This is a genomic window from Bartonella sp. B30(2025) (assembly GCF_053793825.1).
Window position 1 is genome coordinate 146,848 of sequence record NZ_CP200034.1, and the last position, 23,436, is coordinate 170,283.

General features: G+C 35.9%; 17 protein-coding genes. 3 read left to right on the forward strand and 14 right to left on the reverse strand.

Annotated features, from left to right (window positions below; translation table 11 throughout):
* Positions 1–179: 179 nt before the first annotated feature.
* The 8 genes from pepN to thiC form a co-directional block, all read right to left on the reverse strand.
* Positions 180–2,807, reverse strand: a complete 2,628-nt coding sequence (pepN, locus tag V4P55_RS00630; RefSeq protein WP_455474473.1) for an aminopeptidase N — start codon at positions 2,805–2,807, stop codon at positions 180–182.
* 77 nt (positions 2,808–2,884) lie between these two features.
* On the reverse strand, positions 2,885–3,712 hold the full coding sequence (locus tag V4P55_RS00635) for a uracil-DNA glycosylase (protein ID WP_455474474.1): 828 nt from the start codon (positions 3,710–3,712) through the stop codon (positions 2,885–2,887).
* A 142-nt stretch (positions 3,713–3,854) separates the two neighbouring features.
* Positions 3,855–4,613: a hydroxymethylpyrimidine/phosphomethylpyrimidine kinase gene (locus tag V4P55_RS00640; RefSeq protein WP_455474475.1), complete on the reverse strand. Its 759-nt coding sequence runs from the start codon at positions 4,611–4,613 to the stop codon at positions 3,855–3,857.
* A complete protein-coding gene (locus V4P55_RS00645) occupies positions 4,604–5,209 on the reverse strand; it encodes a thiamine phosphate synthase (protein WP_455474476.1) in 606 nt (201 codons plus the stop codon). Before V4P55_RS00645 ends, V4P55_RS00640 begins: the two co-directional genes overlap by 10 nt.
* Positions 5,206–5,979 (reverse strand): thiazole synthase, encoded by a 774-nt coding sequence (locus V4P55_RS00650; RefSeq protein ID WP_455474477.1) that lies wholly within the window; start codon positions 5,977–5,979, stop codon positions 5,206–5,208. Before V4P55_RS00650 ends, V4P55_RS00645 begins: the two co-directional genes overlap by 4 nt.
* 4 nt (positions 5,980–5,983) lie before the next feature.
* Positions 5,984–6,181 (reverse strand): sulfur carrier protein ThiS, encoded by a 198-nt coding sequence (gene thiS, locus V4P55_RS00655; RefSeq protein WP_455474478.1) that lies wholly within the window; start codon positions 6,179–6,181, stop codon positions 5,984–5,986.
* 3 nt (positions 6,182–6,184) lie between these two features.
* Positions 6,185–7,135 carry an FAD-dependent oxidoreductase gene (locus tag V4P55_RS00660; protein WP_455474479.1) on the reverse strand — a complete coding sequence of 317 codons (951 nt, stop codon included), beginning with the start codon at positions 7,133–7,135 and terminating at the stop codon, positions 6,185–6,187.
* Positions 7,132–8,964 (reverse strand): phosphomethylpyrimidine synthase ThiC, encoded by a 1,833-nt coding sequence (thiC, locus tag V4P55_RS00665; RefSeq protein ID WP_455474480.1) that lies wholly within the window; start codon positions 8,962–8,964, stop codon positions 7,132–7,134. Before thiC ends, V4P55_RS00660 begins: the two co-directional genes overlap by 4 nt.
* Before the next feature lie 2,419 nt (positions 8,965–11,383).
* Here thiC and V4P55_RS00670 point away from each other — a divergent pair.
* Positions 11,384–12,364: a phage tail protein gene (locus V4P55_RS00670; RefSeq protein ID WP_455474481.1), complete on the forward strand. Its 981-nt coding sequence runs from the start codon at positions 11,384–11,386 to the stop codon at positions 12,362–12,364.
* A 365-nt stretch (positions 12,365–12,729) separates the two neighbouring features.
* Here the strand turns inward: V4P55_RS00670 and V4P55_RS00675 are convergent, their stop codons facing one another.
* The 5 genes from V4P55_RS00675 to V4P55_RS00695 all read right to left on the reverse strand — a co-directional run bounded on the left by V4P55_RS00675 (position 12,730) and on the right by V4P55_RS00695 (position 19,043).
* Positions 12,730–13,524, reverse strand: coding sequence for a heme ABC transporter ATP-binding protein (locus V4P55_RS00675; protein ID WP_455474482.1), 795 nt, complete (start codon positions 13,522–13,524; stop codon positions 12,730–12,732).
* Positions 13,521–14,618 carry a FecCD family ABC transporter permease gene (locus V4P55_RS00680; protein WP_455474483.1) on the reverse strand — a complete coding sequence of 366 codons (1,098 nt, stop codon included), beginning with the start codon at positions 14,616–14,618 and terminating at the stop codon, positions 13,521–13,523. The genes V4P55_RS00675 and V4P55_RS00680 overlap by 4 nt, the downstream gene beginning before the upstream one ends.
* A gap of 5 nt (positions 14,619–14,623) precedes the next feature.
* Positions 14,624–15,526, reverse strand: coding sequence for a heme/hemin ABC transporter substrate-binding protein (locus tag V4P55_RS00685; RefSeq protein WP_455474484.1), 903 nt, complete (start codon positions 15,524–15,526; stop codon positions 14,624–14,626).
* Positions 15,527–15,560: 34 nt separating this feature from the next.
* Positions 15,561–16,586 carry a hemin-degrading factor gene (locus tag V4P55_RS00690; protein WP_455474485.1) on the reverse strand — a complete coding sequence of 342 codons (1,026 nt, stop codon included), beginning with the start codon at positions 16,584–16,586 and terminating at the stop codon, positions 15,561–15,563.
* A 273-nt stretch (positions 16,587–16,859) separates the two neighbouring features.
* Positions 16,860–19,043, reverse strand: coding sequence for a TonB-dependent hemoglobin/transferrin/lactoferrin family receptor (locus tag V4P55_RS00695; protein WP_455474486.1), 2,184 nt, complete (start codon positions 19,041–19,043; stop codon positions 16,860–16,862).
* Between the two features lie 243 nt (positions 19,044–19,286).
* On the opposite strand from V4P55_RS00695, the gene V4P55_RS00700 reads away from it, so the two are divergent.
* Positions 19,287–20,051, forward strand: a complete 765-nt coding sequence (locus V4P55_RS00700; RefSeq protein WP_455474487.1) for an energy transducer TonB family protein — start codon at positions 19,287–19,289, stop codon at positions 20,049–20,051.
* Between the two features lie 120 nt (positions 20,052–20,171).
* Here V4P55_RS00700 and V4P55_RS00705 read toward each other — a convergent pair whose 3' ends face one another.
* Positions 20,172–22,265 (reverse strand): lytic transglycosylase domain-containing protein, encoded by a 2,094-nt coding sequence (locus V4P55_RS00705; RefSeq protein ID WP_455474488.1) that lies wholly within the window; start codon positions 22,263–22,265, stop codon positions 20,172–20,174.
* 274 nt (positions 22,266–22,539) lie between these two features.
* Here V4P55_RS00705 and dapA point away from each other — a divergent pair, with 274 nt between their 5' ends.
* Entirely contained in the window at positions 22,540–23,424 is an 885-nt protein-coding gene (gene dapA, locus V4P55_RS00710; protein ID WP_455474489.1) for a 4-hydroxy-tetrahydrodipicolinate synthase, read from the forward strand.
* Positions 23,425–23,436: the final 12 nt, after the last annotated feature.

Sequence of the window (23,436 nt, forward strand, 5' to 3'; positions counted from 1 at the left end):
GAGTCTTCTGTCCAGTCTTTTTTTTAGAAAAAGTTATTTTACTTGTCTGGGCATAGTGTATGAAAAGAAACAGGAACCTTAATATGGCTCATAAACAGATTTGAATTGTCTGTTTATGAGCTTAATCTTTATAGATGATCTAAATTATGTTGTAATATATTGATTATAAATATTATTTTTTAAGAAAGCATGCGATTGATGATATCTTTCACATCGCTTGATAGTTGAGAAGCTGTTGCAATTGTTTTTAATGCAGTTTCAAGCTTTTTTTGTCGAATAGGTTCTAATTGTCGCCAAGAGCGCATTGTTGTTAATAATCGTGAAGCAAGCTGTGGATTTTTTTTATCAATTTCTAAAATGAGCTGGCAAAGAAAATCATATGATGCCCCATCAATTCTATTAAAACCTGTTAAATTGTTAGATGCGAACATGCCTATCAAAGCACGCATACGATTAGGATTATCTTGTGAAAAAAGAGGATGCTGCATAAGTTTTTTTACATGGTCGAGTGTTGATGATCCTGCAACTATTGCTTGAATAGAAAACCATTTATCCATCACCAGTGGGTCATGACGATATCGATTTTCAAAGTCATTTAAAGCATCTTGTGCTTGTTTACTTTCGTGAAAGTGCTTTACTAAAATGGTTATACTGGCCATACGGTCAGTCATATTATCAGCCATTGCATATTGTGTTGCAGCACGATCTGGTTTAGCTTCAGCAATGGAAAGATAGTCTAGTATAATGCTTCGTAATGCCCGTTTTCCAGCTTGTGCAGTGTTTGGCAAATAAGATTCTTCAACTTGTATCTGTGTATAAATTCTTGTGAAAAGCTCTAGATGGGTGTGGGCGATAGAAGCTAAAAATTGGTTACGTACATGATGGATGCGGTCTGGATCGATGTTTTCACCAATGATGTTTGAAAGTTCAACTTCGCTAGGTAAACTTAAACAAAATGCACGAAATTCGTGTTCGAGACTTTCATCTGTAATGATTGCTTCAATTAATTTGAGCAAAATAGAAGGCATGGCCTCTTCTGCTAATGTTTTATCTTGAATGGCTTGAGTGAGTGCACGTGTCATCAAATGATTAAGCGATTGCCAGCGATTAACTTGGTTACTATCATTTTTGGCAAGAAAGATAAGTTCGCTTTCATTGAACGGAGTATGTAAAATAATAGGTGCAGAAAAATTTCTAAGAAGTGATAAAACAGGCTTTTCGTGCAATCCCTTTAATGTGAATGTTTGGTTTTCTTTGGATAGCAGCATTACATCTGACTGAATGTCTGTATCAGCTTCATACGTAAGAGGCTCTCCGTTATGTCCTAAAAGACCAAATGCAATAGGAATAAACATAGGTTTTTTTACGCTTTGTTGTGGTGTTTCTGGAACATGTTGCTTTGCATGGATCGTGAGGACACCATCACTATAATGGCTATCGATTTCTACATTGGGTGTGCCTGCCTGTTCATACCACAGCATGAATTGTGAAAAATCGCGACCAGAAACTTCAGCAAAACAGGCGATAAAATCTTCAATCGTACAAGCTTTTCCATCATTGCGCTGAAAATAGAGGTCCATACCTTTACGAAAGAGAGCTGCTCCCAAAATCGTATGTATCATGCGCACCACTTCTGCACCTTTTTCATAGACAGTTGTGGTATAAAAATTGTTAATTTGGCTATATTGGCGAGGACGCACAGGATGAGCAAGTGGACCAGCATCTTCAATAAATTGCGTAGCTTTTAATGTTTTTATGTTTTCAATGCGTTGAAGACTGCGTATATTTTGATCTGAGGAAAATTCCTGATCACGATAGACAGTTAATCCTTCTTTTAGACAAAGTTGAAACCAATCACGACAAGTAATGCGATTGCCTGTCCAATTATGGAAATATTCATGGGCGATGACGCGTTCTACATTTCTATAGTCATGGTCAGTTGCTGTTTGAGGATCTGCAAGAATATATTTATCATTGAAGATATTAAGACCTTTATTTTCCATTGCACCCATATTAAAATCGGAAACAGCAACGATATTGAATACATCAAGATCATATTCGCGTCCAAAATGCTGTTCGTCCCAACGCATAGAACGTTTTAGCGCATCCATTGCGTAAACTGCTCGTTCAGTTTTTCCTTTTTCTACATAGATGCCAAGTTTAATATGCCGGCCAGATACAGTAATAAAATGATCTTCCAATTTATCGAGATCTCCACCAACTAAAGCGAAGAGATAAGATGGCTTAGGATGAGGATCTTCCCAAATAGCGAAGTGGCGATTATCTTCAAGTGTTCCTGTTTGTACGAGGTTTCCATTAGAAAGTAAAATAGGACTTGTTTTAGAATCTGCCTCAATTTTTACTGTGTAGATAGAAAGTACATCTGGGCGATCATAAAAATAAGTAATGCGACGAAACCCTTCTGCTTCACATTGTGTACAATAGACACCATTTGAAAGATAAAGTCCCATAAGTGTAAGGTTCTTTTCAGGGTTTACTTCTGTAACTAATTGTAATGTGAAAGGAGTTGCTGGTGGAGCTGTAATTTCTAAATGCGAAGGCGTGCTTTTATAAGCATTTTTGTCCAATATCTTGCCATCAATAGCAACAGAGACTAATGTAAGACCATCACCAGAAAGTACAAGGGGAGTTTTTTCTTTTGTATTTTGACGAGCTTCAATTAGCAATGTTGCTGTTACACGCGTTTTTGTTGGATCCAAACAAAAATGAAGCTGTGTTTTAGGAATGGCGTAAGGAGTAGGTTGATAATCTTCTAAACGATATACAGGTGTTGCTAATTGCTCCATAATTTTTCCTAGCTATATTTAAGAGTATAAATAATAAAAAGTAATTTATATTTTTTAAGTAAAGTAATATTAAAGAATTATAAAATATTATTTAAGTAATTTTTTATTTCTAAAAAATCCATCCATGTAAGCTTTTTTTGACTGGGGGTTCGCAGAAGATAGGCTGGATGAAAAGTTGGCATAACAGGAATCGTGACTTCGTTTTCTCCTACATAAGTAAGCCATTTTCCCCTTGTTCGAATAATTCCATTTTGAGCTCCTGTAAGAAGTTGTGTAGCGATTCCGCCTAATGCAACAAGGATACGAGGTTGAGCGAGCTGGATATGTCTTTCAACAAAAGGGCGACACAAAGCAACTTCTCTTGGAGTTGGGGTGCGGTTGCCTGGTGGACGCCATGGAATGGTATTGGTTATGTAAACATTTTCTCTTGTTAAGCCAATTGACGCTAATATTTTATTAAGCAACATACCTGCTTTTCCTACGAAAGGAATGCCTTGTATATCCTCCTCGCGTCCTGGGGCTTCTCCTATAAGCATGAGTGGGCTTCCCGCCTTTCCATCTGCAAAACAGGTATTTTTTGCTGTTAATTTTAATGAGCAGCCATTAAACGCAAGGAGTGCAGATTTTAATTCATCAAGTGTATGAGCATTTTTTGCCATATCTATAGCTGCAAGCATGTGCTGTGTGATATCGGGGTTAAGCAATTGAGAACTATGCTGTTTTTTACCTGGTGATGCTTGTGGATTATGAGAAATATTGATTGCCGACCTTGATTTTTTTTCTGAAAAAATATCTTGATTAAAGTGGTTAATAGGCACATCAGTTAATACGGCATCAGCACCACTTTCTTTGTAAAAATTTAAAAGTTCTTCATAAGAGATTGGGTGCTGAGTGTGATTTAACATTGTATTTTTTCTGATAATCGGTCTACTAATGAATAAACCAAACAGAATTATTCTTCAAGCTTTATGATATTTTTGTTACTGATCTTTATATAAGAATAAGAATGGTGATAAACGCACTTAAAAAAAATAACATAATGTTAATTTAACATTGTTTTTGGCAATGATTAAGGAGCAGTGTGTAAGTGTACGCTTTTGCTTTTTTCACTGCTTCAGTTATAGATTCATTTAACGCTAAATGCGCTGTAATAGCGCTCGATAGAGTGCAACCTGTTCCACGCATTGTTCCTGTTAAACGGGAAGAAGGGATATTTATTATCTCAGTTTTGCTAACTAAACTATCAATTGCAAGAGGAGTATTTGTATGTCCACCTTTTACTAATATATAGCGTGGACCAAATGATAGAAGCTTTTTTGCTTGTTGTATTGCTTCTTCATGATGAGATGCTAATAGGCTTTGACTGAGAATGGCAAGTTCTTCTATATTGGGTGTTAAAATATATACATGAGGAAGCAGTTGATTTATAATCGTTTCTACAATTGTTTCTGTCGTTAATTTTCCTCCTGATGAGGCAACAAGAACGGGATCAAAAACCACAGGAATATGAGGATAATCTTTTAGCACATTACAGATTGCTGTTATAATTGCTTTGGTGCCTGTCATACCAATTTTAATTGCACTTATAGGGTTTGCTTCTAAAGCGATGCGCATTTGTGCGACAATGATGTCTCCATTCATTGGGACAGTTTCGGCTACGTGATCATCATTTTGCACGTTAACAGATGTGATTGCTAAATTTGCTTTTATTTGAAAATGTGCAGCGGTTTCTATATCACGAACAATTCCAGCACCTCCTGTTGGATCCGTTCCCGCAACAATAAGAATAGAAGGTATTACCGCCATGTTTGTGTTGCCTTTATCCATTGTTTAACGCGTTCTTCAGGATAGTTATGAAGGATAATATCAGTCACAACAGCAGCACTATTCGCTCCTGCTTCTAATACACCAATTGCGCGCTCTGGTGTTAAACCACCAATGCCAACCAAAGGTAAATTGCTAATCTGTTTTCTCCATTGTTTGATTTTTTCTAAACCTTGTGGCGCCCATTTCATTTTTTTTAAGATGGTTGGGTAAATAGGTCCAAGAGCAATATATTCAGGATTAACAGATAGCGCGATATCTAATTCATGTTCATCATGTGTACTAAGACCAAGTTTAATACCATTTTTACGAATTGCGGAAAGATCAGCATTCTTTAAATCTTCTTGTCCAAGGTGGATAAAATTACATTTTTCATTAATCGCTAGTGTCCAATGATCATTAATGATTAATTGTACTCCAAACTTATAGCATATATTTTTTGCACGTTTGATGTGTTGGCGAATTATTTGAGGATTTTCATTTTTCATACGCAATTGTACGAGCTTAATTCCAAGAGGAACCAAGCGCTCAATCCAATCAGCACTGTCAACGATAAGATAAAAGGGATCTAATTTCATGAAAATACTGCTTTTCCAATAATTGGCGTTGAAGGAACCGCCATATTTCGTGCTTCAAGCATGCCAGCTTTATACCCCATACGTCCTGCTTGTACAGCTTTAGAAAAGGCTTCAGCCATTAAAACAGGATCGTTGGCTTTCGCAACTGCCGTGTTAAGAAGTACGGCATCATATCCAAGTTCCATGGCAACAGCAGCATGCGAAGGACGCCCGATACCAGCATCAATAACAAGAGTAATATCAGGAAGGTAAGCGCGGATGGAGCGCAATCCATCAGTATTCTGAGGACCTTTAGCGGATCCAATAGGAGCACACCAAGGCATAATAACACGGCAACCAACGTCCAAAAGTTTTTCAGCAACAATAAGATCATCTGTTGTATAGGCAAAAACTTGGAAATCTTCACTATTTAAAATTTTCGCTGCTTCAATTAAGGAAAAAACATTTGGCTGTAAAGTATCTGGATTGCCAATAACTTCAAGTTTAATCCAGGCTGTTTTAAAAAGGTCTCGTGCTAATCTTGCAGTTGTAACAGCTTCTTTAACAGTGTAACAACCAGCAGTATTGGGGAGTACCGTTATATCAAGCTCTGTCAGAAACTGCCAAAATTGTCCACTTTGTTTTCCTCCTGCGGTTTCTCGACGCAATGAAACTGTAATGATTTCTGTACCAGATTTATGAATAGCATCGCGCAGAATTGCTGGGGAAGGGTATTGAGCTGTACCTAACATAAGACGGGAAGAAAATTGTCGTCCATAAAGATTCAGCATAATTTCAGCCTCCTTGCATTGGACTTAAAATTTCAATTTTATCACCTTCATGCAAAACAAACTGGCTTCGTGCATCTGCAGAAATAACTTCAGCATTAACAGCGGTTGCTAGCCAATCGCCTTTATAACCCAATTTTTCAAGTAATAGATTGAGAAAGATGACTTCGGTTTGTACGATTTTACCATTAACAAATATTTGCATAATTTATTCCAATGCTAACTTTACTGCTTGCTTTGCCATTTCTGGAGATAAAAGAAAACCATGTCTATAATATCCATTAACGAAAATATAATTACCACGTCTCTCTACGTAAGGGAAGTTATCAGGATAGCTCGGTCGTATACCAACTCCAGACTCGATGATTTCTGCTTCAGCAAAAGCGGGATGCAAAGTATAAGCTGCATTCAGTAATTCCATCATTGATCGCACAGAGATAGCACCGTTAAAATCACTTTCAATCATTGTTGCTCCAATCATAAAAATATTATCTGGTCGAGGGACAATGTAAAGTGGAATACGCGGATGGAGAAGACGAATTGGACGAGAAATTTTGATATCTGTACTGCGCACTAGTAACATTTCACCACGTACGCCTCGCATATTTTTGTCTTCTTTTAAACGTGCTATTCCCGTTGCATCAATAATAATATCAAAATTTGTTTCAGATATTCCTACGTCAACAAAATGTGCTCCATTTTTTATGAGATTTTCTTTTAAAGTGATAAGCGCTTTGCGAGGATCAATATGTGCTTCATCTTCATAAAAGAGTGCACGGTTAAAACGTTCTGTCAGATCTGGTTCAAGATGAGCTATTTCTGCACTATTTATGGTTTTGTAATTGTGCGTGCGCATTGCAAACCGCTCAAGCTCGGCCATATCTCGTGCAGATGCAACAACTAAAGTTCCCCTTTGTATTACAAAATTGGGAAGCGTTTTACTCCACCATCGTATAGCTTCTATACCAAGATCTTCAACAATTTGTTCAGCACTTTCTTTTTCACAGTAAGGTGCTAACATCCCTCCTGCATACCAACTGGCAGTTCCTATAGGAGCAAGAGGTGGAGCCGATACAGTAACAGAAATTCCTTTTTGTTGTAACATAAAGGCAACTGTTAAACCGCCTACGCCCGCACCTTTTATAAGAATATTCGTCAACTATTTACTATCTTTTTTGGGGTAGGGTTCACTTCTACGTAAAGATCACCATTTTTTTGGTATTTTTCTGCCATGGTGGTCATACCTTCATCCTTTATTTTTTTTGCTGCTGCATCACGAATATCATGAGAAATGCGCATAGAACAGAATTTTGGTCCACACATAGAACAAAAATGTACTAATTTATGAGCCTCTTTAGGCATGGTTTCATCATGAAAAGTACAGGCTGTTTCTGGATCAAGAGAAAGATTGAATTGATCATGCCATCGAAAATCAAATCGTGCTCGTGATAAAGCATCATCGCGCAGTTGTGCTCTGGGTAAACCTTTAGCAAGATCGGCAGCATGTGCAGCAATTTTATAAGTGATTACTCCAGTTTTGACGTCATTTTTATCAGGGAGTCCTAAATGTTCTTTAGGGGTTACGTAGCATAACATAGCAGTTCCAAACCACCCAATCATAGCTGCACCGATTGCTGATGTAATATGGTCATACCCGGGAGCTATATCTGTTGTAAGAGGTCCCAAAGTGTAAAAAGGCGCTTCATGACAAAGATCTAATTGTTGATCCATATTTTCTTTAATTTTGTGCATTGGTACATGACCAGGTCCTTCGATCATCACTTGAACATCTTTTTCCCACGCAATTTTTGTCAATTCTCCTAAAGTTTGAAGCTCGGCGAATTGAGCTTCATCATTGGCATCAGCGATAGATCCAGGGCGAAGCCCATCCCCTAATGAAAGAGAAATATCATACATACGTGCAATATCACAAATCTCATCAAAATGTTCGTAAAGAAAATTTTCTTTATGATGATGTAGGCACCATTTTGCCATAATAGAACCACCGCGTGAAACGATACCTGTTGTACGATTAATAGTGAGAGGAATAAAGGGTAATCTTAATCCTGCATGAATGGTAAAATAATCAACCCCCTGTTCTGCTTGCTCGATAAGTGTATCGCGAAAAATATTCCATGTTAAATTTTCAGCAATACCCTGTACTTTTTCTAGTGCTTGATAAATTGGAACGGTTCCAATGGGGACAGGAGAATTTCGAATAATCCATTCACGAATATTATGAATTCCTCGTCCCGTTGAAAGATCCATAACTGTATCGGCTCCCCAGCGAATGGCCCAAACCATTTTATCAACTTCTTCTGCCATAGATGAAGTAACTGCTGAATTGCCAATATTTGCGTTAATTTTAACACGAAAATTGCGTCCAATGATCATGGGTTCGCATTCTGGATGATTAATATTTTGAGGAATAATAGCGCGTCCGCATGCAATTTCATTGCGAACAAATTCTGCTGTGTAAATTTCTGGAATTGATCCATCAACTACTTCTCTCGATTGCATTTTTTGCTGGTCTTTTAATGTTATCCCTTCATTTTCTCGTATAGCTACATATTCCATTTCTGCAGTAATAATACCTGCACGTGCATAAGCCATTTGTGTAACTGCTTTGCCATTTTTTGCTCGCAAAACGGGTCTTTTGTGTTCAAAAATCGGTGTAAGACTTTTATCACCAGTGAGTCCATTATCTTCAGGTTTCATTGGTCGTGCAGGATATGCTTCAGTATCTGCACGTTGAGATAGCCAAGATGAGCTTATTGCTGGCAAGCCTTTTGTAATATCAATAGTGATATTTTTGTCAGTGTAAGGACCAGAAGTATCATAAATATTTATAGGTTTTTCATTACTTCCCTCTGTTAATGAAATTTCACGAAATGGTACCTTTACATCAGAAAAGAGAGGACTCTGTTGATAAATTTTGCGTGAAGCGGGAAAGGGGCTGCAATTAATTGATGGAGTATTTTTTTGCACAAACTTTTTCCTTATGACACAGAGCTCAAAAACAAGTTATAATGTTAATGAGAGTATATTCAAAATAATTCAATTATATATGCTTTAGCTTAAGAGACGCGTATTCTGCGTTTTTTATACAAGAATGCATTCAATCAAATTTAATAAATTTCATTAAAAAATAGATGCTATATTTCCAATAATACTTGCATTACACTCCCCCTTTAAAGCACTTTTATTAGCACGGGTATGTTTGGCTTAAATACTTATATTGTCAATCACAAAGATAAGTTTTTAACGATTTTAAAGAATTTTTGAAAATTAAGGTAGATTTTTTCAAACAAAAATATTGATTTTAGAAATTTTCTTTAACTACAAACTGTATGAAATATAAGTCAATTTTTTATAGAACGTTTTTATTTTTACAAAAAATAGATAATTGTACCATTTTTAAAAATTTAATGTTCAGAAGTCAGACATACTGAGCTTTTTTATAGGATGATTTATTACAAAAATATCATAAATTTATAAAACAGTAATATTATTTTGTCTGGAGGAATATACAAAAATTTTAATCTTGGAACGTTAAAATAAATATCACTTTTGTTATTATTAGTGCAAAAAGAAGATCAAATTCAATAAAAACAGTGAAGATAAAAGCTTTCAGCTGATGAATAAAAAATAGGGTGGAAATGATTTAATCGTTTATCTTAATAAGTTCTTAAATTTTTGACTGTTCTATTATTTAGAAACAATCTTTATCTCTCTAAATAACAGAAAAAAGTATTATTATGGGATATGAAATAAGGTGTATTTAAGCAATTTATGAAATGGATAATGAAATAATCAAAAATTATTCTGAGGCTTATTAATTTTTTCTGGATGGTAGTAGTTTTAATTGGTTATAGAAAACTCTAGTTTAGAGAAGAAATATCTTTAAGTTTAATGGATATTTTGCAAAACGAGAAGTGTGATATAGAGATAAAAGAAAAATTTAGCGATAAGTTTTGTATTGTTAATCTCAGAGTTTTTTTATTGAAAATTTTTAAGAAGAGATGAAGTAAAAAATATATAGGCTGTTTTATTAAGATTGGTGCTTATCAATTAAACGCATAATGGTTGCGAATCTTTAAACTTTCTTGATTATGATAATAAAGTTGTGAGTATCAAATCTGTAGGGTGTCTTTTTTATGGTTTGCTTGCTTATTATAAATTGATTTACCACAATAACCTTATGAGTGTTTATTTTAATGTCACCTGAGAAAAATGTTGGTGATGTTGGTATTGTTAGCTTTTCTAAAGAAATTATTGTTCTTGTTGTTCTTGCAAAAAGATTTTATATATATTAGAATATATTGAACGCTGTTTTTATCGCGTGTGGGGGAAAATAAGTTACAATGCATGAGCTTAGAAAGCAAAGGCTTTTCATAGGACATGATTTAGTAAGTAAGCGTTCTGAGAATTTATATTAAACTCAGCGCATTCTTCAAGTTTTGTAAGAAATATGTGATGCAACTTCAAGCATTGTGGAGTGCAGAAGATAATATTTTTGTGTGAAAAGCATGAAAATTTATCATATAGGCATATCCTCAGTGAGGTATCAAGTTGAAAGGGAGCGGATTCAAGAAGAATGTTTGTGCTGACTTTTAAAGACAATTTTCAGAAGCAGTTTAATAAAACGAGATATTTTAAAAGGAACTCTACGTGTAAATGGGTACGTGGTAGATAGTATAAAAAATCCCAAATAAATTTTCTTTAATGTATTTGATAAAGAGGGTTATTCATAAAAATTTTATCTTATTTTCAATGGAGAGAAAATATATCAGTTTATTGTGGATGATCTGCAATTACGGGGAAAAGACCGCAGTTATTACTAATTTTCAAAGTGCGAAAGTGAAATATAAGTACAGACAGTACACGAAGGATATTACGTTTTTGAGTACAGTCTTATCAAAGTTTTCCGCGTTTTAGCATTGTTTATTGGTCCAGAAGACAATCGCATTCAGTGGTGGGCTATATGAGTCATAACGGAGAATGTTACGAATAATATGCGTAGGACTGCGTAACAAACTATAGCCTGTATAACAATAAGATAGTTTCTTAAAACGCATTAAACAGTCACAGCCAGCAATGATAACAAAGTGTAGCATAAACATAAAGTGGTTACATTGCAAGTAAAGGATTTTTATTTTTATTAAAGAAGGAGGTGTGGTGAACTTAACCTGCTAAATGCGAGGGAATTAAAGAAGTGAAATAATTCAATATGTATTGTACAGAAAAAAATAATGTATCAAACCAACTATAATAGAGTTTTTGTAATTTAATACACTTTACAGATTGAGCCAATGAATAGGTCTATCAATCAAAAAGACAGTTGGTTGTCTCAATATAATCAAAAAAAATAGCTATAAGCTTTGTTGAAAAAGAAGGGGGGATTATAATGTCTGATATTTATGATTGGTCGCTAACGGCTGATGAAAATGCGAATTCAGACCATATCATTAATTGGGCAGAAGGCCAGCCACCTAGTTCTGTTAATGATAGTGCACGAGCAATGATGCAGCGTGTGCGTGAATATCTTGCAGACAGTGGAGGTTCTATTGATTCACAATTTATTGTTAATACAGAAAATAACACAACATCAATTATGTTAAGAACAATTTCACCTATAGCAAAATATAGGAATGATATTATCATACGTTTTAAAGCTTGTAATGTAAATGTTGGTCCCACTACAATAAATGTTAATAATATAGGGGAAAAGTCACTCTATAAAGCCATAAGTACTGGTCTCGTACCTTTAGAAGGTGGTGAGCTACAAAAGGGCGGTATCTATGAAATAGTCTATAATGATGGTACATCAATAAAAGACCATGAGGGGTGGTATTTATTAAATCCTACTCCTCTTCCACCGCCCAAAATAATAATCTTCCCTGCAGGATTTATTGCTACCTTTGCTATGCAAGAACTGCCGAGAGGTTGGCTTTTATGTGATGGTGCAACCTATAATCGCAAAGATTATCCGCAATTATTTGAGGCAATAGGCGATAAATGGGGTAAAGACAGCGATACAACTTTTAAAGTTCCCGATTTTAGAGGGATGTTTTTACGTGGCTTTGATGATGGTCGAGGCTTAGACAAAAATAGAAATTTTGCTGATATGCAAGAAGATAGCATAAAATCGCATACGCATGATTGCACTATTGAATCTGCAGGGGAACACACACATAACTTTTCCTATTCCACAGTTGCGTGGCCTCCTGGTCACATTGGCATGCATAATGAAAATTATAGTGTGCAAACAAAGTCAGGAATAACACAACCTGCTGGTATACATACGCATGAAGCAACTATTTTCGCAACTGGTGATGCAGAAACACGACCTGTTAATGCAACAGTTGTTTATGCTATAAAATCATAAGATTTGATCAAATAATGATTTTTTACTAAGATGGTTTCAAGTTGACGCGGAGAAAATCTGCGTCACTTCCAGCAAATTTATTTATATACTATTAATTCAGATAGTTGAGAGTAAAAAAAATTGAGTAATTGTTATTAAGCAAGTTAACTATTTGTAATGCTAATATGCAAATGATTGCAAATCAAAATCTCTAAAAATTATGCTATTTTTGCTTTTTGGTAAACACAACATGAGCAACATACTTGTCATGTTGTTTGCTGTAAAAAGTTAACTTTAAAATAAAACGATTTTCATATTTGTATATTTTGTTTTATGGCTCAGTTTATTTTTTATATTCAATCAAATAGTTAAAAAAATGACTCATTTTATAAAGAGGCTGCAGTTTGTGGTAATATAAAAGGAATGTCTTCTTTAGGTAATTCAGAAACAGTTAAAGAACAATGATAAGCAGAGCGTAAATTTTGCGTTGTTAAAACAGTAGAGGCATTTCCTTCGCAATAAATTTCTCCCTGTTTTAGCAGTATTATTTTATCTGCATAATATGCTGCAAGATTAAGATCATGAAGAACCGCAAGAACGCCACCACCAGAGCGTACAAAACTTTTGGCAATATCCATCACAACAAGTTGATGTTGAATGTCGAGATTAGCAATAGGTTCATCCAATATCATCCAACGAGGGATACCATGATAAACGGGATCCCAAATTTGGCAAAGCACACGGGCGAGCTGTACCCTGGCTTGTTCTCCACCTGATAATTGGTGATAATATCGGTCGCTATAATCAGCTAAACCAACGCGTCTTAAAGCTTTTTGGGGAAGATGACGCAATTCAGTCTTTGCAATAGTGAATTTGTTTACAGAGAGACCAAGTTCTACCACTTCACGAACTAAAAATGGAAATGCTAAAGTTGTTGATTGTGGTAGAACTGCACGCATTTTTGCCATTTCGGGAGCTTTTGTTTGAACAACATCATAACCATTTAAGGTTATTTTTCCTTTATAGGGGAGTTCTCCACTCAATGCTTTGACAAAGGTGCTTTTGCCTGATCCATTGGGTCCAATAATGATAGTGAGATTCCCACTTTTTGCTTGTAGGTTAATGTGATGAAGGATCTGTTTTTTTCCGCGTTGAACGCAGATATTGATTGCTTCGATCATGATAAATTTGTTCCTCGTTTACATATAAGGATCCAAAGAAAAAAAGGTGCACCGAAGAGTGCAGTCACAATTCCGATTGGCAATTCTGCAGGTGCCACAATTAAGCGTGCAAATATGTCGGCAAAAATGAGTAATGATGCTCCTAATAAAGCGGAGCAAGGAATAAGATAGCGATGATCAGGACCAATGAGCTGGCGCAAAATATGCGGAACAACAATACCTATAAAACCAATACCACCACTAACAGCAACTGCACTACCACACATAAGCGCAACGAGAAAAATAGCAATATTTTTAATTCGCTGGATATGAAAACCGATATGGCTAGCAACTGCTTCTCCGAGAGTAAGAGCATTGAGTGCTTGTGATAAAAAAGGAGCAAAAAGAAGTCCAACACAGATAAAAGGAGTAACCAGCCAAACCCTTAACCACGTGGCACCAGCAAGAGAACCAAGACTCCAAAAAGTAATGTCGCGCAACTGCTGGTCATTTGCTATAAAAATTAAAGTTCCCACAACAGCGCTACTCAAAGCACCAAGAGCAATGCCTGCTAAAAGCATTGTTGCAATAGATGTGCAGTTATGACGTGTTGCTATTACATAAAGGGTGATTGTTGATAAAAGTCCACCAAAAAAAGCACCTATAACAACTTTGTAAGGTTCTAAAAAGGATGAAACTGAAACAGGAAAAGCAATACCAACAACGATTGCTAAAATAGCTCCAAGACTTGCTCCTGCTGATACGCCTACAATTCCAGGATCTGCTAGAGGGTTACGAAAAAGACCTTGCATGAGAACACCAGAAACAGCTAAAGCAGCACCAATTAATAATCCCAGGATAACACGAGGAAGTCTTATATCTATAAGTATGAGATAATCGCGCGTTTTACTGCATGCCGAAAAATCTTGCGTAAGCATTGTATGAATAAGATTAAGAAAGGAAGCATTTGATGCACCATTCAAGAGCCCTCCAAAAATGCTTAAAATAAGGAACATTATTAAACTTAATAATAAAATTTTTCTCAAATTTGCACGGCTTATCTTTTCCCTCGCTTTTTTTTTAGATTTATGCACTATAGATGTACTATCTACCATTTTTATTAGCTCTTATTATTTTGATTGGCACCATAAAGTGTATTAATAACTTCTTTTGATGCGTTTGCAGTGCGTGGACCAAATCCCAAAAGATACATGCTATCCATCTGTTTAATGGCATTATTTTTTGCTGCAGTTGTTGCTTGTATGGCTGGTATGGCTAAAATTTGATCGATGTTGACAGGTTTTTTACCGTGCTTGGCAAGCAAAATAACATCGGGATTCAATTTCAATAGAGCTTCACTATTTAGAAGTTTATATCCTTTATAATCGGAGACAGCATTGATCCCACCTGAAAGTTTTATCATACCATCAGCAGCTGTACCTGTGCCAGATGCCATAACCCGTCCATTTTGTACGGATAAAACAAAAAGGACACGTTTTGGTTGTGTGATTTTTGCTAAAAGTGCATCATTTTCTATGAAGTCACGATTTACTTTCTCAATCAATACTTCTGCTTGCATTTCCCTTTGAAGAGCTTTTCCAACAAGGCGAATTTTTTTTATCACATTTTCACGTGAGTAATCTTCTGGTATAATCACTAAAGGTATTGATGTTTTTTTGAGAATATCAATTGTTGAAGGAGGACCGCTTCCTTCAATAAGCAATATACCTTCTGGCTCTAGCGATAAAACGCCTTCAGGTGAAAGAGCGCGCATATATCCAAGGACAGGGAGTCTGAGTGCTTCTTGTGGGTAGAGGCTTGTACTATCACGGGCGATAAGCCGATCTTGGGCTCCTAATGCATAGACAATTTCTGTAAGTGCTCCACCAATAGAAACAATCCGCGCATTTTCAGAAAAATGTGTTGTGGGTTCGGCAACTACCTGTTTAGAAAAAGAGGTAAAAAAGAAAATTATGCTAATAAGAAAAAAGCTAAAAATTTTATGCAAAAGAGGTGCAAACATATCCAGCTTAACCTTTCTAAGTTGTTGCTGTTTTCTAGATTAAAGGCAAATTATTCAGTAAAGCTCGCCAATCTTCACGCTCTTCTTTTCCTTCTTTTCGCACACCAAAGAATTGAATAATCATTTCACCGTTTTTATCAAAAACTTCAAGTGAGCTGACATAACCATTACTCGTAGGTTTGCGGACACGCCATACATTATCAATACCGGAAATTAATAAATGCATGTGAAATTTTAGATCCAGAATATTAAGCCAAGACTTTACTTGTTTAATGTTTTTTATTTTCCCACTAAAAATTTGAATACATCCTTTATTGCCAACAAAGCACATAATTGGGACTTCTTGTTGTGCAACTTGATTAAGCATGATTTCAACGGATTCTATTTTTAATTGATCTGCAAATTCATTCCCAGCATATTTTACCGCGTCATTGCGCGTAATTTTAAACTCAGAAATAATGTTTTTAAGCTGGTGTACATCGGTCATTTTGCGCCAACTATCTCGGAATTTGTCAATATCCAGATTTGAGATATCGTGTTTTGTTGCAGGTAAATGATGAGATATATCAAGACTAGATGATTGATCCTCATGAAACAATTTGTCTACGAGTTTAGCCCATTCTTCCATATGGGTTTCGTCTTTAGAATAAAGCTTGAAAATAGCATCGCCGTATTGATTAAAAAATTGTAGACTTTTTGTAGGTTTTTCAAGGATAGTCATGTCATATTCAAAACAAAATTTCCATTGTTTAAAAAAAATACGCAAATCAATCTCGCCAAGCGTAAGGGAAACATCTTGGTTTTGAATAATCTTCTCAAAACATCCTGTTATTTCGTGAACAGCATATTCATTGCGTGTCAATGCCAGAACTGTTCCAAGTTTGGGAGCATTTTCTAAGAAAGTAGCAACATTAGCTTGCAGTCTTTTTGCTTTTCCAATCGTACAATAAGCCGCAATAAGTTCCGCTTCAGATATGCCAATAGAGATTGCAAAATCGCGATTATGCAGCTCTTTTTTTTCTTTATGCAGACGGATGATCGTTTCTGCTGTATAGGACATGAGCTTTCCTTATTTTAATTACTATGATTTTTGGGGAATTAATTATTGAATTTTAGAATTTTAAATTAATGAGTTGAAATATTGCCAAGAATAATTCAACCCATTAAAAATAATATATTATTATCAATAACATAATATAAAAATCGATAAATAATGAGTAATTAAAGCTTGTATTTCTAATTTTTATGATTCAAAAACAATAGAAGTGAAAACACAATTACTCATTCTTTTATGGGTATAACCTTAAATTAATCTGATAATTAACTGACAAGTCTAAAATTTTTGTACCAATGATACTTTAAAGTTACGACCTGGTTGGCTGTAATAATCCTTTGGTGTTTTACTTTTACTGGTAGGAAGATCTGAGACATCCCAATATTTTTCGTTAAATAGATTATAAACACCAGCTCTTATAAGTGGTCCCTTTTCGCCAAATGGTTTCCACCAACTGGAGACATCAACAACTTTATATCCTGGAACTCTTTGATAATCAGCTTCTTTAGAAACCTTGTCATGTTTAGCTGCTACTGTAAGTGTGACGTCTGTTCCCCAAGATTCTTTTGCGTATCCTAATCCAACAATTGCTTTTAAAGGCGGAATTGAATTGAGATAATCATCTTTGTCGAGGTCTTTGCCTTGTGAATAAGCAAGGGCAAAATTGCTACGAAGACCACTATTAAAAATCAAATGTGCTTTTGTTTCAACACCCCAAATACGTACATTGGTCCGATTCATATAATGTTGACGCGCATGACTGAACTCTTCTGATGGTCCTTTATCCATGGTATCTATAAAATTTTTATATTGATTGAAAAAGGCGCCGGCAGAACCGCCCAAATTGGCATTTCCATATCGTACACCAACATCGTACCCATTACTTGTTTCTGGCTTAAGATCAGGATTGCCTTTCACATAGTAGAGAGGGGGTTTTGTATAAGAAAGGTAAAGTTCAGAACCACTCGGTGCACGGAAACCTTGTGCCCATTGTGCATAAAATGTTACTTGATTATGAATATCCCATTCCACACGCAATTTAGGAGAAAAATGTGAACCACTCCTTTCTTTAGGATATCCTTCAAAATGGAGAGCTTTTTCATAAGAGGCTGTTTTTAGAGGGGTGTGTTTATACCAATCATAGCGAATTCCAGGTGTTACACGGAAAAAATTACCAGCAAAACTAATTTCATTTTCTAAAGCAACACCAAAATTATAACTATTTGTATCTGGTGATTCTGAGCGGTTAGCTGGTAAATAGGCACATCCATGTGTATTTTCTGCTAAATGGCAGTTGTCTTTACCAAACATGTAATGGTGAAATTGAGATAATACAATATTAGTAGCAAGCTTTAATGTATGACTTAGACTACCAATATCCACTTTTTTCAAAGCATTTGTATTGAAACCATAATTGGTATCACGTACAATATTATCCCTTAAATATTCTCCTTTTGGTGCACTTACACGATAGCCATTCATAATGTGATTATTGAGCTGTTTTTGCCAATAAAACTGTCCATGGAATACGTCAAAAAAAGTGTCTCCATTGCCGTTATAATCATAAGAAAGAGAGAAGCGGTCACGACGTTTATTATCTTTATCATGAACAGAACCTGGGGAATATCTTGAGGATGCGTTCAATGAATGAGTATTCCTGTGATGAGCAAAACGCTCTGCTGTCAGACCAACTCTGTGATTATCATTATCACCAAAATATTGATGAATTTTAAAAAGCAAATTAGTTTGGTCAAAATGAACAGGGTTTGGACGGGAGCGCTCTCCATAGCCTTCTACAGTTCCCATATTCTTACGTTCATGACCTTCTGTACGAGACCCTTGAAACAATACAAATGTTTGGGCATTACGTACTGCAATGGCTTGATCTACACGCCAACTATCATCTACAGTATCATAACCAGCTTTTACAAGTCCTCCCCATTTTTTTTCTCCAGTAATCAGATCTTCGGGATCGAGGGTACGTAAAGCAACAACTCCTCCTAATACACCAGATCCGTAAAGGCTAGAATCTGATCCTTCAATTATATCCAGCGTAGAAAGTGCATTAAAGTCAAATGTAGTATTTCCACCTCTTCCACGTACGAGGTCTTCAAACCACGGAAGGGAAATACCATCTATTGTTGTGAGCACACGGTCTCCACTTAAACCACGAACCATAAAGCTATTTTTTTTGGAATTATAACTTATAGATGGGTCAAGACGACTAATATCTCGAATATCGTTTATTTGCTTCTCTTCAAGATCTACAGCAGTTTTGCGATCTGTCAGAATAGTAACTGAATTTGAAGCATCTTCTATTTTTTTATTCTTAATGATTATCGGTTGGAGTTCAGTGACAATATCCTTGTCATTATTTTGGGCAAACGCAAATGAAGGTATACAAACTGAAAGTGCGCTTAAAATTATGTACTTCCTATAGATATTTTCTCGTCTTTTTAGCATAACACTAATAACCTTTTCTTTAATGCCCCCTCCATATGGCTCAAAATTTTACATAATATAAAAACATTTGATTTTCTGACAATAGAATCAGCCAGCTAATCAAAATGATTTTAAGTTAATAAAATCATAAGAAAACCATATTAAACATGACAAAATCAATCAAGAAAAAAATTGCATTTTTGAAATAGCCTGTTCTAATAGAAGTGAGCTCCAGTGCTAAATTTAATATAGCGGTGAAAAATTATGGATTTTGCAAATATTAGACAGTCATCAATTTTGTGGATTTGTGCGTTTGTTGGTGCGTTCTCACTGCATGTAGGATTGGGAGCAAAATTTTATTTTAAGAATACTGGCGTAGGAAATGGTACGCTTTCGCAGACGATTATGCTTACTTTTGCACAAGATCAAGAAATCATAAATCTAGATATCAATCCAGATTTATCAAGTTTTGATACAGATACAGATGTTCATACAGAACCGGAAGTGTTGCAGTCTGATTTTTTAGAAAGCGAGTCAAAGATATCAGAATCAGTTGGTGAGGATCAAACAGAAGAAGTTCAAGATATTGTGGAAAAAAATAATCTTACAATACCTGTCCCTAAAATAGAACATAAAATTCCTGCCCAAAAACCAATACAAAAAATAAAAACTGTAGTAAAACAGTTTGATAAACAAACAAGGCATAGGTCTATTGCTAGTTATGATGATGACGCTGGCGCTCGTGAGAATGCGTTATTGGTGGAGTGGTTAGCAAAAGTACAGGTACAACTAGAAAAACAAAAAAATTATGTTGTTCGACAACGTACCAGTCGTGCAAAAGGAACGGTGCAATTAGAATTTAGAGTCCGCGAACAGGGAGATATTTTTTCCAGTCGTATTGTATTGTCTTCTGGTGATAAGGAACTTGATCGATTAGCTATGACAGCACTTCAACGTGTTAAAACTGTTCCGTTGCCACCACCCTCAAAGGTAAATAAAATTATTAGAGTATCATTGATATTTAGCTAATTTTACAGGATTGTTTTGATTTATTTTTGCTGTTTGCCTTTGTAGTTATCTCAACTTTATGATTGATAAGTAAGAAAATGAAAGAAATCACTTTATGGGTGGGTGGAGCACGTCATTATATTATAAACCAGCAACAAGATCAGCCTTTATATCTGCTTTTCCTGTGAGTCTTGCCTTGTAGACTTCATAATTTTCCATAACACGCATTACATAATTACGTGTTTCTGTATAGGGGATACGTTCTATCCAATCGATAACTTTATCAAGAGATTGTCCTCGAGGATCACCATAACGCTTTATCCATTCATTAGCTCGACGGAGACCCGCATTATAACCAATAAGGGTTAATATGTAGGATCCGTTAAAATATTCTAATTGATCACCTAAAAAGTAAGCGCCTAGTGTAGCATTATAGCTAACGTCATTGCTAAACTTTGTTGATGACCATGCGATTGAATGTTTTTTGGCAAGTGCTTTTGCTGTGGTTGGTAGTAATTGTAATATGCCTTGTGCGCCTGCTTTTGATATAGCTGTTGGATTAAATTCACTTTCTTGGCGAGCGATAGCATAAACAAGTGCTTTTTTTGTTGCAGAAATATTGACTGATTTTGGAATGGCACCTATAGGGTGAGCAAGTGCACCGACATTTTTCCCCTGAAAAACGGCAGTTTTCCCAATTTTAAGACTGGTGTGATAGTCGCCATTTTTTTCTGCCATAACAGCCAGAAGGGCTAATTCGCCAGTGCTTTCTATTTTTTTACTAAGTCCTTTATAAAAAATTTTAGCAAAATTATCATAGCCAGCTAATTCAAGTCGTTGAATTGCTTGAGTAGCTTTCCGTGCACTAAAACGCTGCCGCTCTGCTGTGGTTGGTTTAGGAAAAGAGATGCTGAGCTTTTTTAGATTTAGATGTGAGGCGGCTAATTGACCATAATAAGTTGATTTAAAATGAGCAGCACGGTGAAAATAATGCTGGGCATCTTTGTGTTGTCCTAAAGCTTTTGCTGTTTTTCCCATCCAGTAGTATCCACGAGATATTGAGAGGGGCGTAGAAGAAAATTGAGGAATGAGAGAAAAATGGTGCATTGCTAATTTAGGATTATGGAGAAATCGGAGTGCATACCATCCTGCGTGAAATTCAACATCGGCAGCTACAGTTAATGAAGATGTTATGCCAGTGTGAGTTGTAACGAGCTGGTAAGCTGTTTCAGGTTTATTTAAATCAAGCATTTCGCGAGAAAGGACACGTCGTTCTATCCACCATGCATCAGGGTTAACAAGACTTGATGAATCTCTGGGAGTTTTCATCATGAGTGCTGCTGCTGCATTATATTGACCAATTTTGCGAAGATAGCGAATTTCAGTAAATTGTAGAAGAGGATCTTTTCGCCATGAGTGACTCGCAGCTTGTAATTTTTGCACAGCCCTAGGATCATTTTTTTCGACAGCAACAAATGCCTCAAAAAGAGACTGAGCATGAGCTAATTCTGCAACTTTTTTAGCTGACGCTATTCGATGTGCATAAAGCATGAATTGCATGCGTTTCAGGTGATCGATAGGATGTAGTGCGGAGCCGGCCTTTTCAAGGACAAGCTCTTCTTCTTTTGCATTGAGTTTTGCTTTGTGCCACCATGGAGCGATAATTTGTCGTGCGCGAGTCATTTGCTTCGTTAAAATAAGCGCTTGAGCAAATGCAGCCATACCTTCTGCTGTGAGAGGAGGGTGGTGAGAAAATTTTTGAATAATTAAGAGTGTAGAATGGGTTTCATTAATGAAAGCACGTTCAGCATTGTTGTGCATGATGTCCATACCTGGCCATTCTTTTAATTCATTAATTGCATTATATATTTCCGAGCTTGGTACATTGCTTTTTCCTGATATACTGATAGCCCATGTTAAAATACGACGGTCAAGGCTATTTTTTGTCATTGCATTACGAATATTGATCGTTTTTGTAATGTCATTGTTTGATAACGCGTATAGACCAGCTTTTAGCTGATTGAATGTAGCAATGTTGTGGATTGGTGTGTAGGTGTTTTTTAGTTGCGGAATAGGATTTTTTTGAATAGCAAAAATTTGAGGTCGAGTTAAAGGAACTGGTACTTTCTCTTGCAGCGGAATTCTTTGCGCAAGTGCGTTTGAAGACAAGATATTTGTTATCAGTATAAGTGTAGTAAAATATGGTAAAAAAAAGGAGGCGGGAAACACACGCATAGAGAACACACCTTAAGACTTCGCTTTTTGTTAACCAGTAAGATTTCTAAAACAGAAGCATAAAAAATAAGTTAATTTCATCTAAGCTTTAAGGAAAGGTTTAGAATTGAAGAAGTATTAGTCAATATTGTGAAGACTTCTGTTAAATTCACCTTGCTTCAATAATAGAGCAAGATTATGCTTCATTATTAAATAATTGGATAATGGATTATTAGTAAATTATAAAGGTTATAAAGGCATTTTTTGAATAAGTTTAATATTATAGGAGTTCATCATGCTCAAAGGAGCCGTGACAGCGCTTATTACACCGTTTGATGATAATGGAGCTATTGATGAGAAAGCATTTTGCAATTTTGTTGAATGGCAGATTATACAGGGTATTAATGGCGTAAGTCCTGTTGGTACAACAGGCGAATCAGCAACTCTAAGTCATGAAGAACATAAGCGGATTATAGAATTATGTGTTGAGCAAGTTGCTAAACGTATCCCTGTTATTGCTGGGATAGGTTCAAATAGTACAAGCGAGGCTATAGACTTTGCGCAACATGCAGAAAAGGTAGGTGCAGACGCAGTTTTGGCTGTAACGCCTTATTATAACAAACCTAATCAGCGCGGTTTATATGCGCATTTTTCTTCTATTGCGAAAGCTATTTCTATCCCAATTATAATTTATAATATCCCTGGACGTTCTATTATTGATATGACAGTAGAAACTATGAGGGACCTTTATCGGGACTTTAAAAATATCATTGGCGTTAAAGATGCAACGAGCAAAATTGAACGTGTTAGTGAACAGCGCGAAAAATGTGGTAAGGATTTTGTACAGCTTTCTGGGGATGATTGTACAGCATTAGGTTTTAATGCGCATGGAGGGATGGGGTGCATTTCTGTTTCATCTAATGTTGCTCCAAATCTTTATGCAGATCTTCACGATGCTTGTTATCGTGGCGATTATAAGACAGCACTTAATTTAAATGATCGTTTAATGCCTCTAAATCGTGCAGTATTTGTTGAGCCAAGTCCTGCAGGTATTAAATATGCAGCTGCAAAATTAGGGCTTTGTAGTGATACTGTTCGTTCACCAATTGTTTCGTTGACAGATTCTACGAAGAAAATTATTGATGCGGCTTTGCAGCACGCTGGGCTTATTGAAGAGTAAAATGATATATTG

What these genes read in the sequence shown, in the direction of transcription:
- V4P55_RS00640 (WP_455474475.1), bottom strand. Translation starts at nt 4,613, where the DNA reads ATGGCGGTAATACCTTCTATTCTTATTGTTGCGGGAACGGATCCAACA.
- V4P55_RS00675 (WP_455474482.1), bottom strand. Translation starts at nt 13,524, where the DNA reads ATGATCGAAGCAATCAATATCTGCGTTCAACGCGGAAAAAAACAGATC.
- V4P55_RS00705 (WP_455474488.1), bottom strand. Translation starts at nt 22,265, where the DNA reads ATGCGTGTGTTTCCCGCCTCCTTTTTTTTACCATATTTTACTACACTT.
- V4P55_RS00645 (WP_455474476.1), bottom strand. Translation starts at nt 5,209, where the DNA reads ATGAAATTAGATCCCTTTTATCTTATCGTTGACAGTGCTGATTGGATT.
- dapA (WP_455474489.1), top strand. Translation starts at nt 22,540, where the DNA reads ATGCTCAAAGGAGCCGTGACAGCGCTTATTACACCGTTTGATGATAAT.
- V4P55_RS00700 (WP_455474487.1), top strand. Translation starts at nt 19,287, where the DNA reads ATGGATTTTGCAAATATTAGACAGTCATCAATTTTGTGGATTTGTGCG.
- V4P55_RS00650 (WP_455474477.1), bottom strand. Translation starts at nt 5,979, where the DNA reads ATGCTGAATCTTTATGGACGACAATTTTCTTCCCGTCTTATGTTAGGT.
- pepN (WP_455474473.1), bottom strand. Translation starts at nt 2,807, where the DNA reads ATGGAGCAATTAGCAACACCTGTATATCGTTTAGAAGATTATCAACCT.
- V4P55_RS00635 (WP_455474474.1), bottom strand. Translation starts at nt 3,712, where the DNA reads ATGTTAAATCACACTCAGCACCCAATCTCTTATGAAGAACTTTTAAAT.
- V4P55_RS00690 (WP_455474485.1), bottom strand. Translation starts at nt 16,586, where the DNA reads ATGTCCTATACAGCAGAAACGATCATCCGTCTGCATAAAGAAAAAAAA.
- V4P55_RS00685 (WP_455474484.1), bottom strand. Translation starts at nt 15,526, where the DNA reads ATGTTTGCACCTCTTTTGCATAAAATTTTTAGCTTTTTTCTTATTAGC.
- V4P55_RS00670 (WP_455474481.1), top strand. Translation starts at nt 11,384, where the DNA reads ATGTCTGATATTTATGATTGGTCGCTAACGGCTGATGAAAATGCGAAT.
- thiS (WP_455474478.1), bottom strand. Translation starts at nt 6,181, where the DNA reads ATGCAAATATTTGTTAATGGTAAAATCGTACAAACCGAAGTCATCTTT.
- V4P55_RS00680 (WP_455474483.1), bottom strand. Translation starts at nt 14,618, where the DNA reads ATGGTAGATAGTACATCTATAGTGCATAAATCTAAAAAAAAAGCGAGG.
- V4P55_RS00695 (WP_455474486.1), bottom strand. Translation starts at nt 19,043, where the DNA reads ATGCTAAAAAGACGAGAAAATATCTATAGGAAGTACATAATTTTAAGC.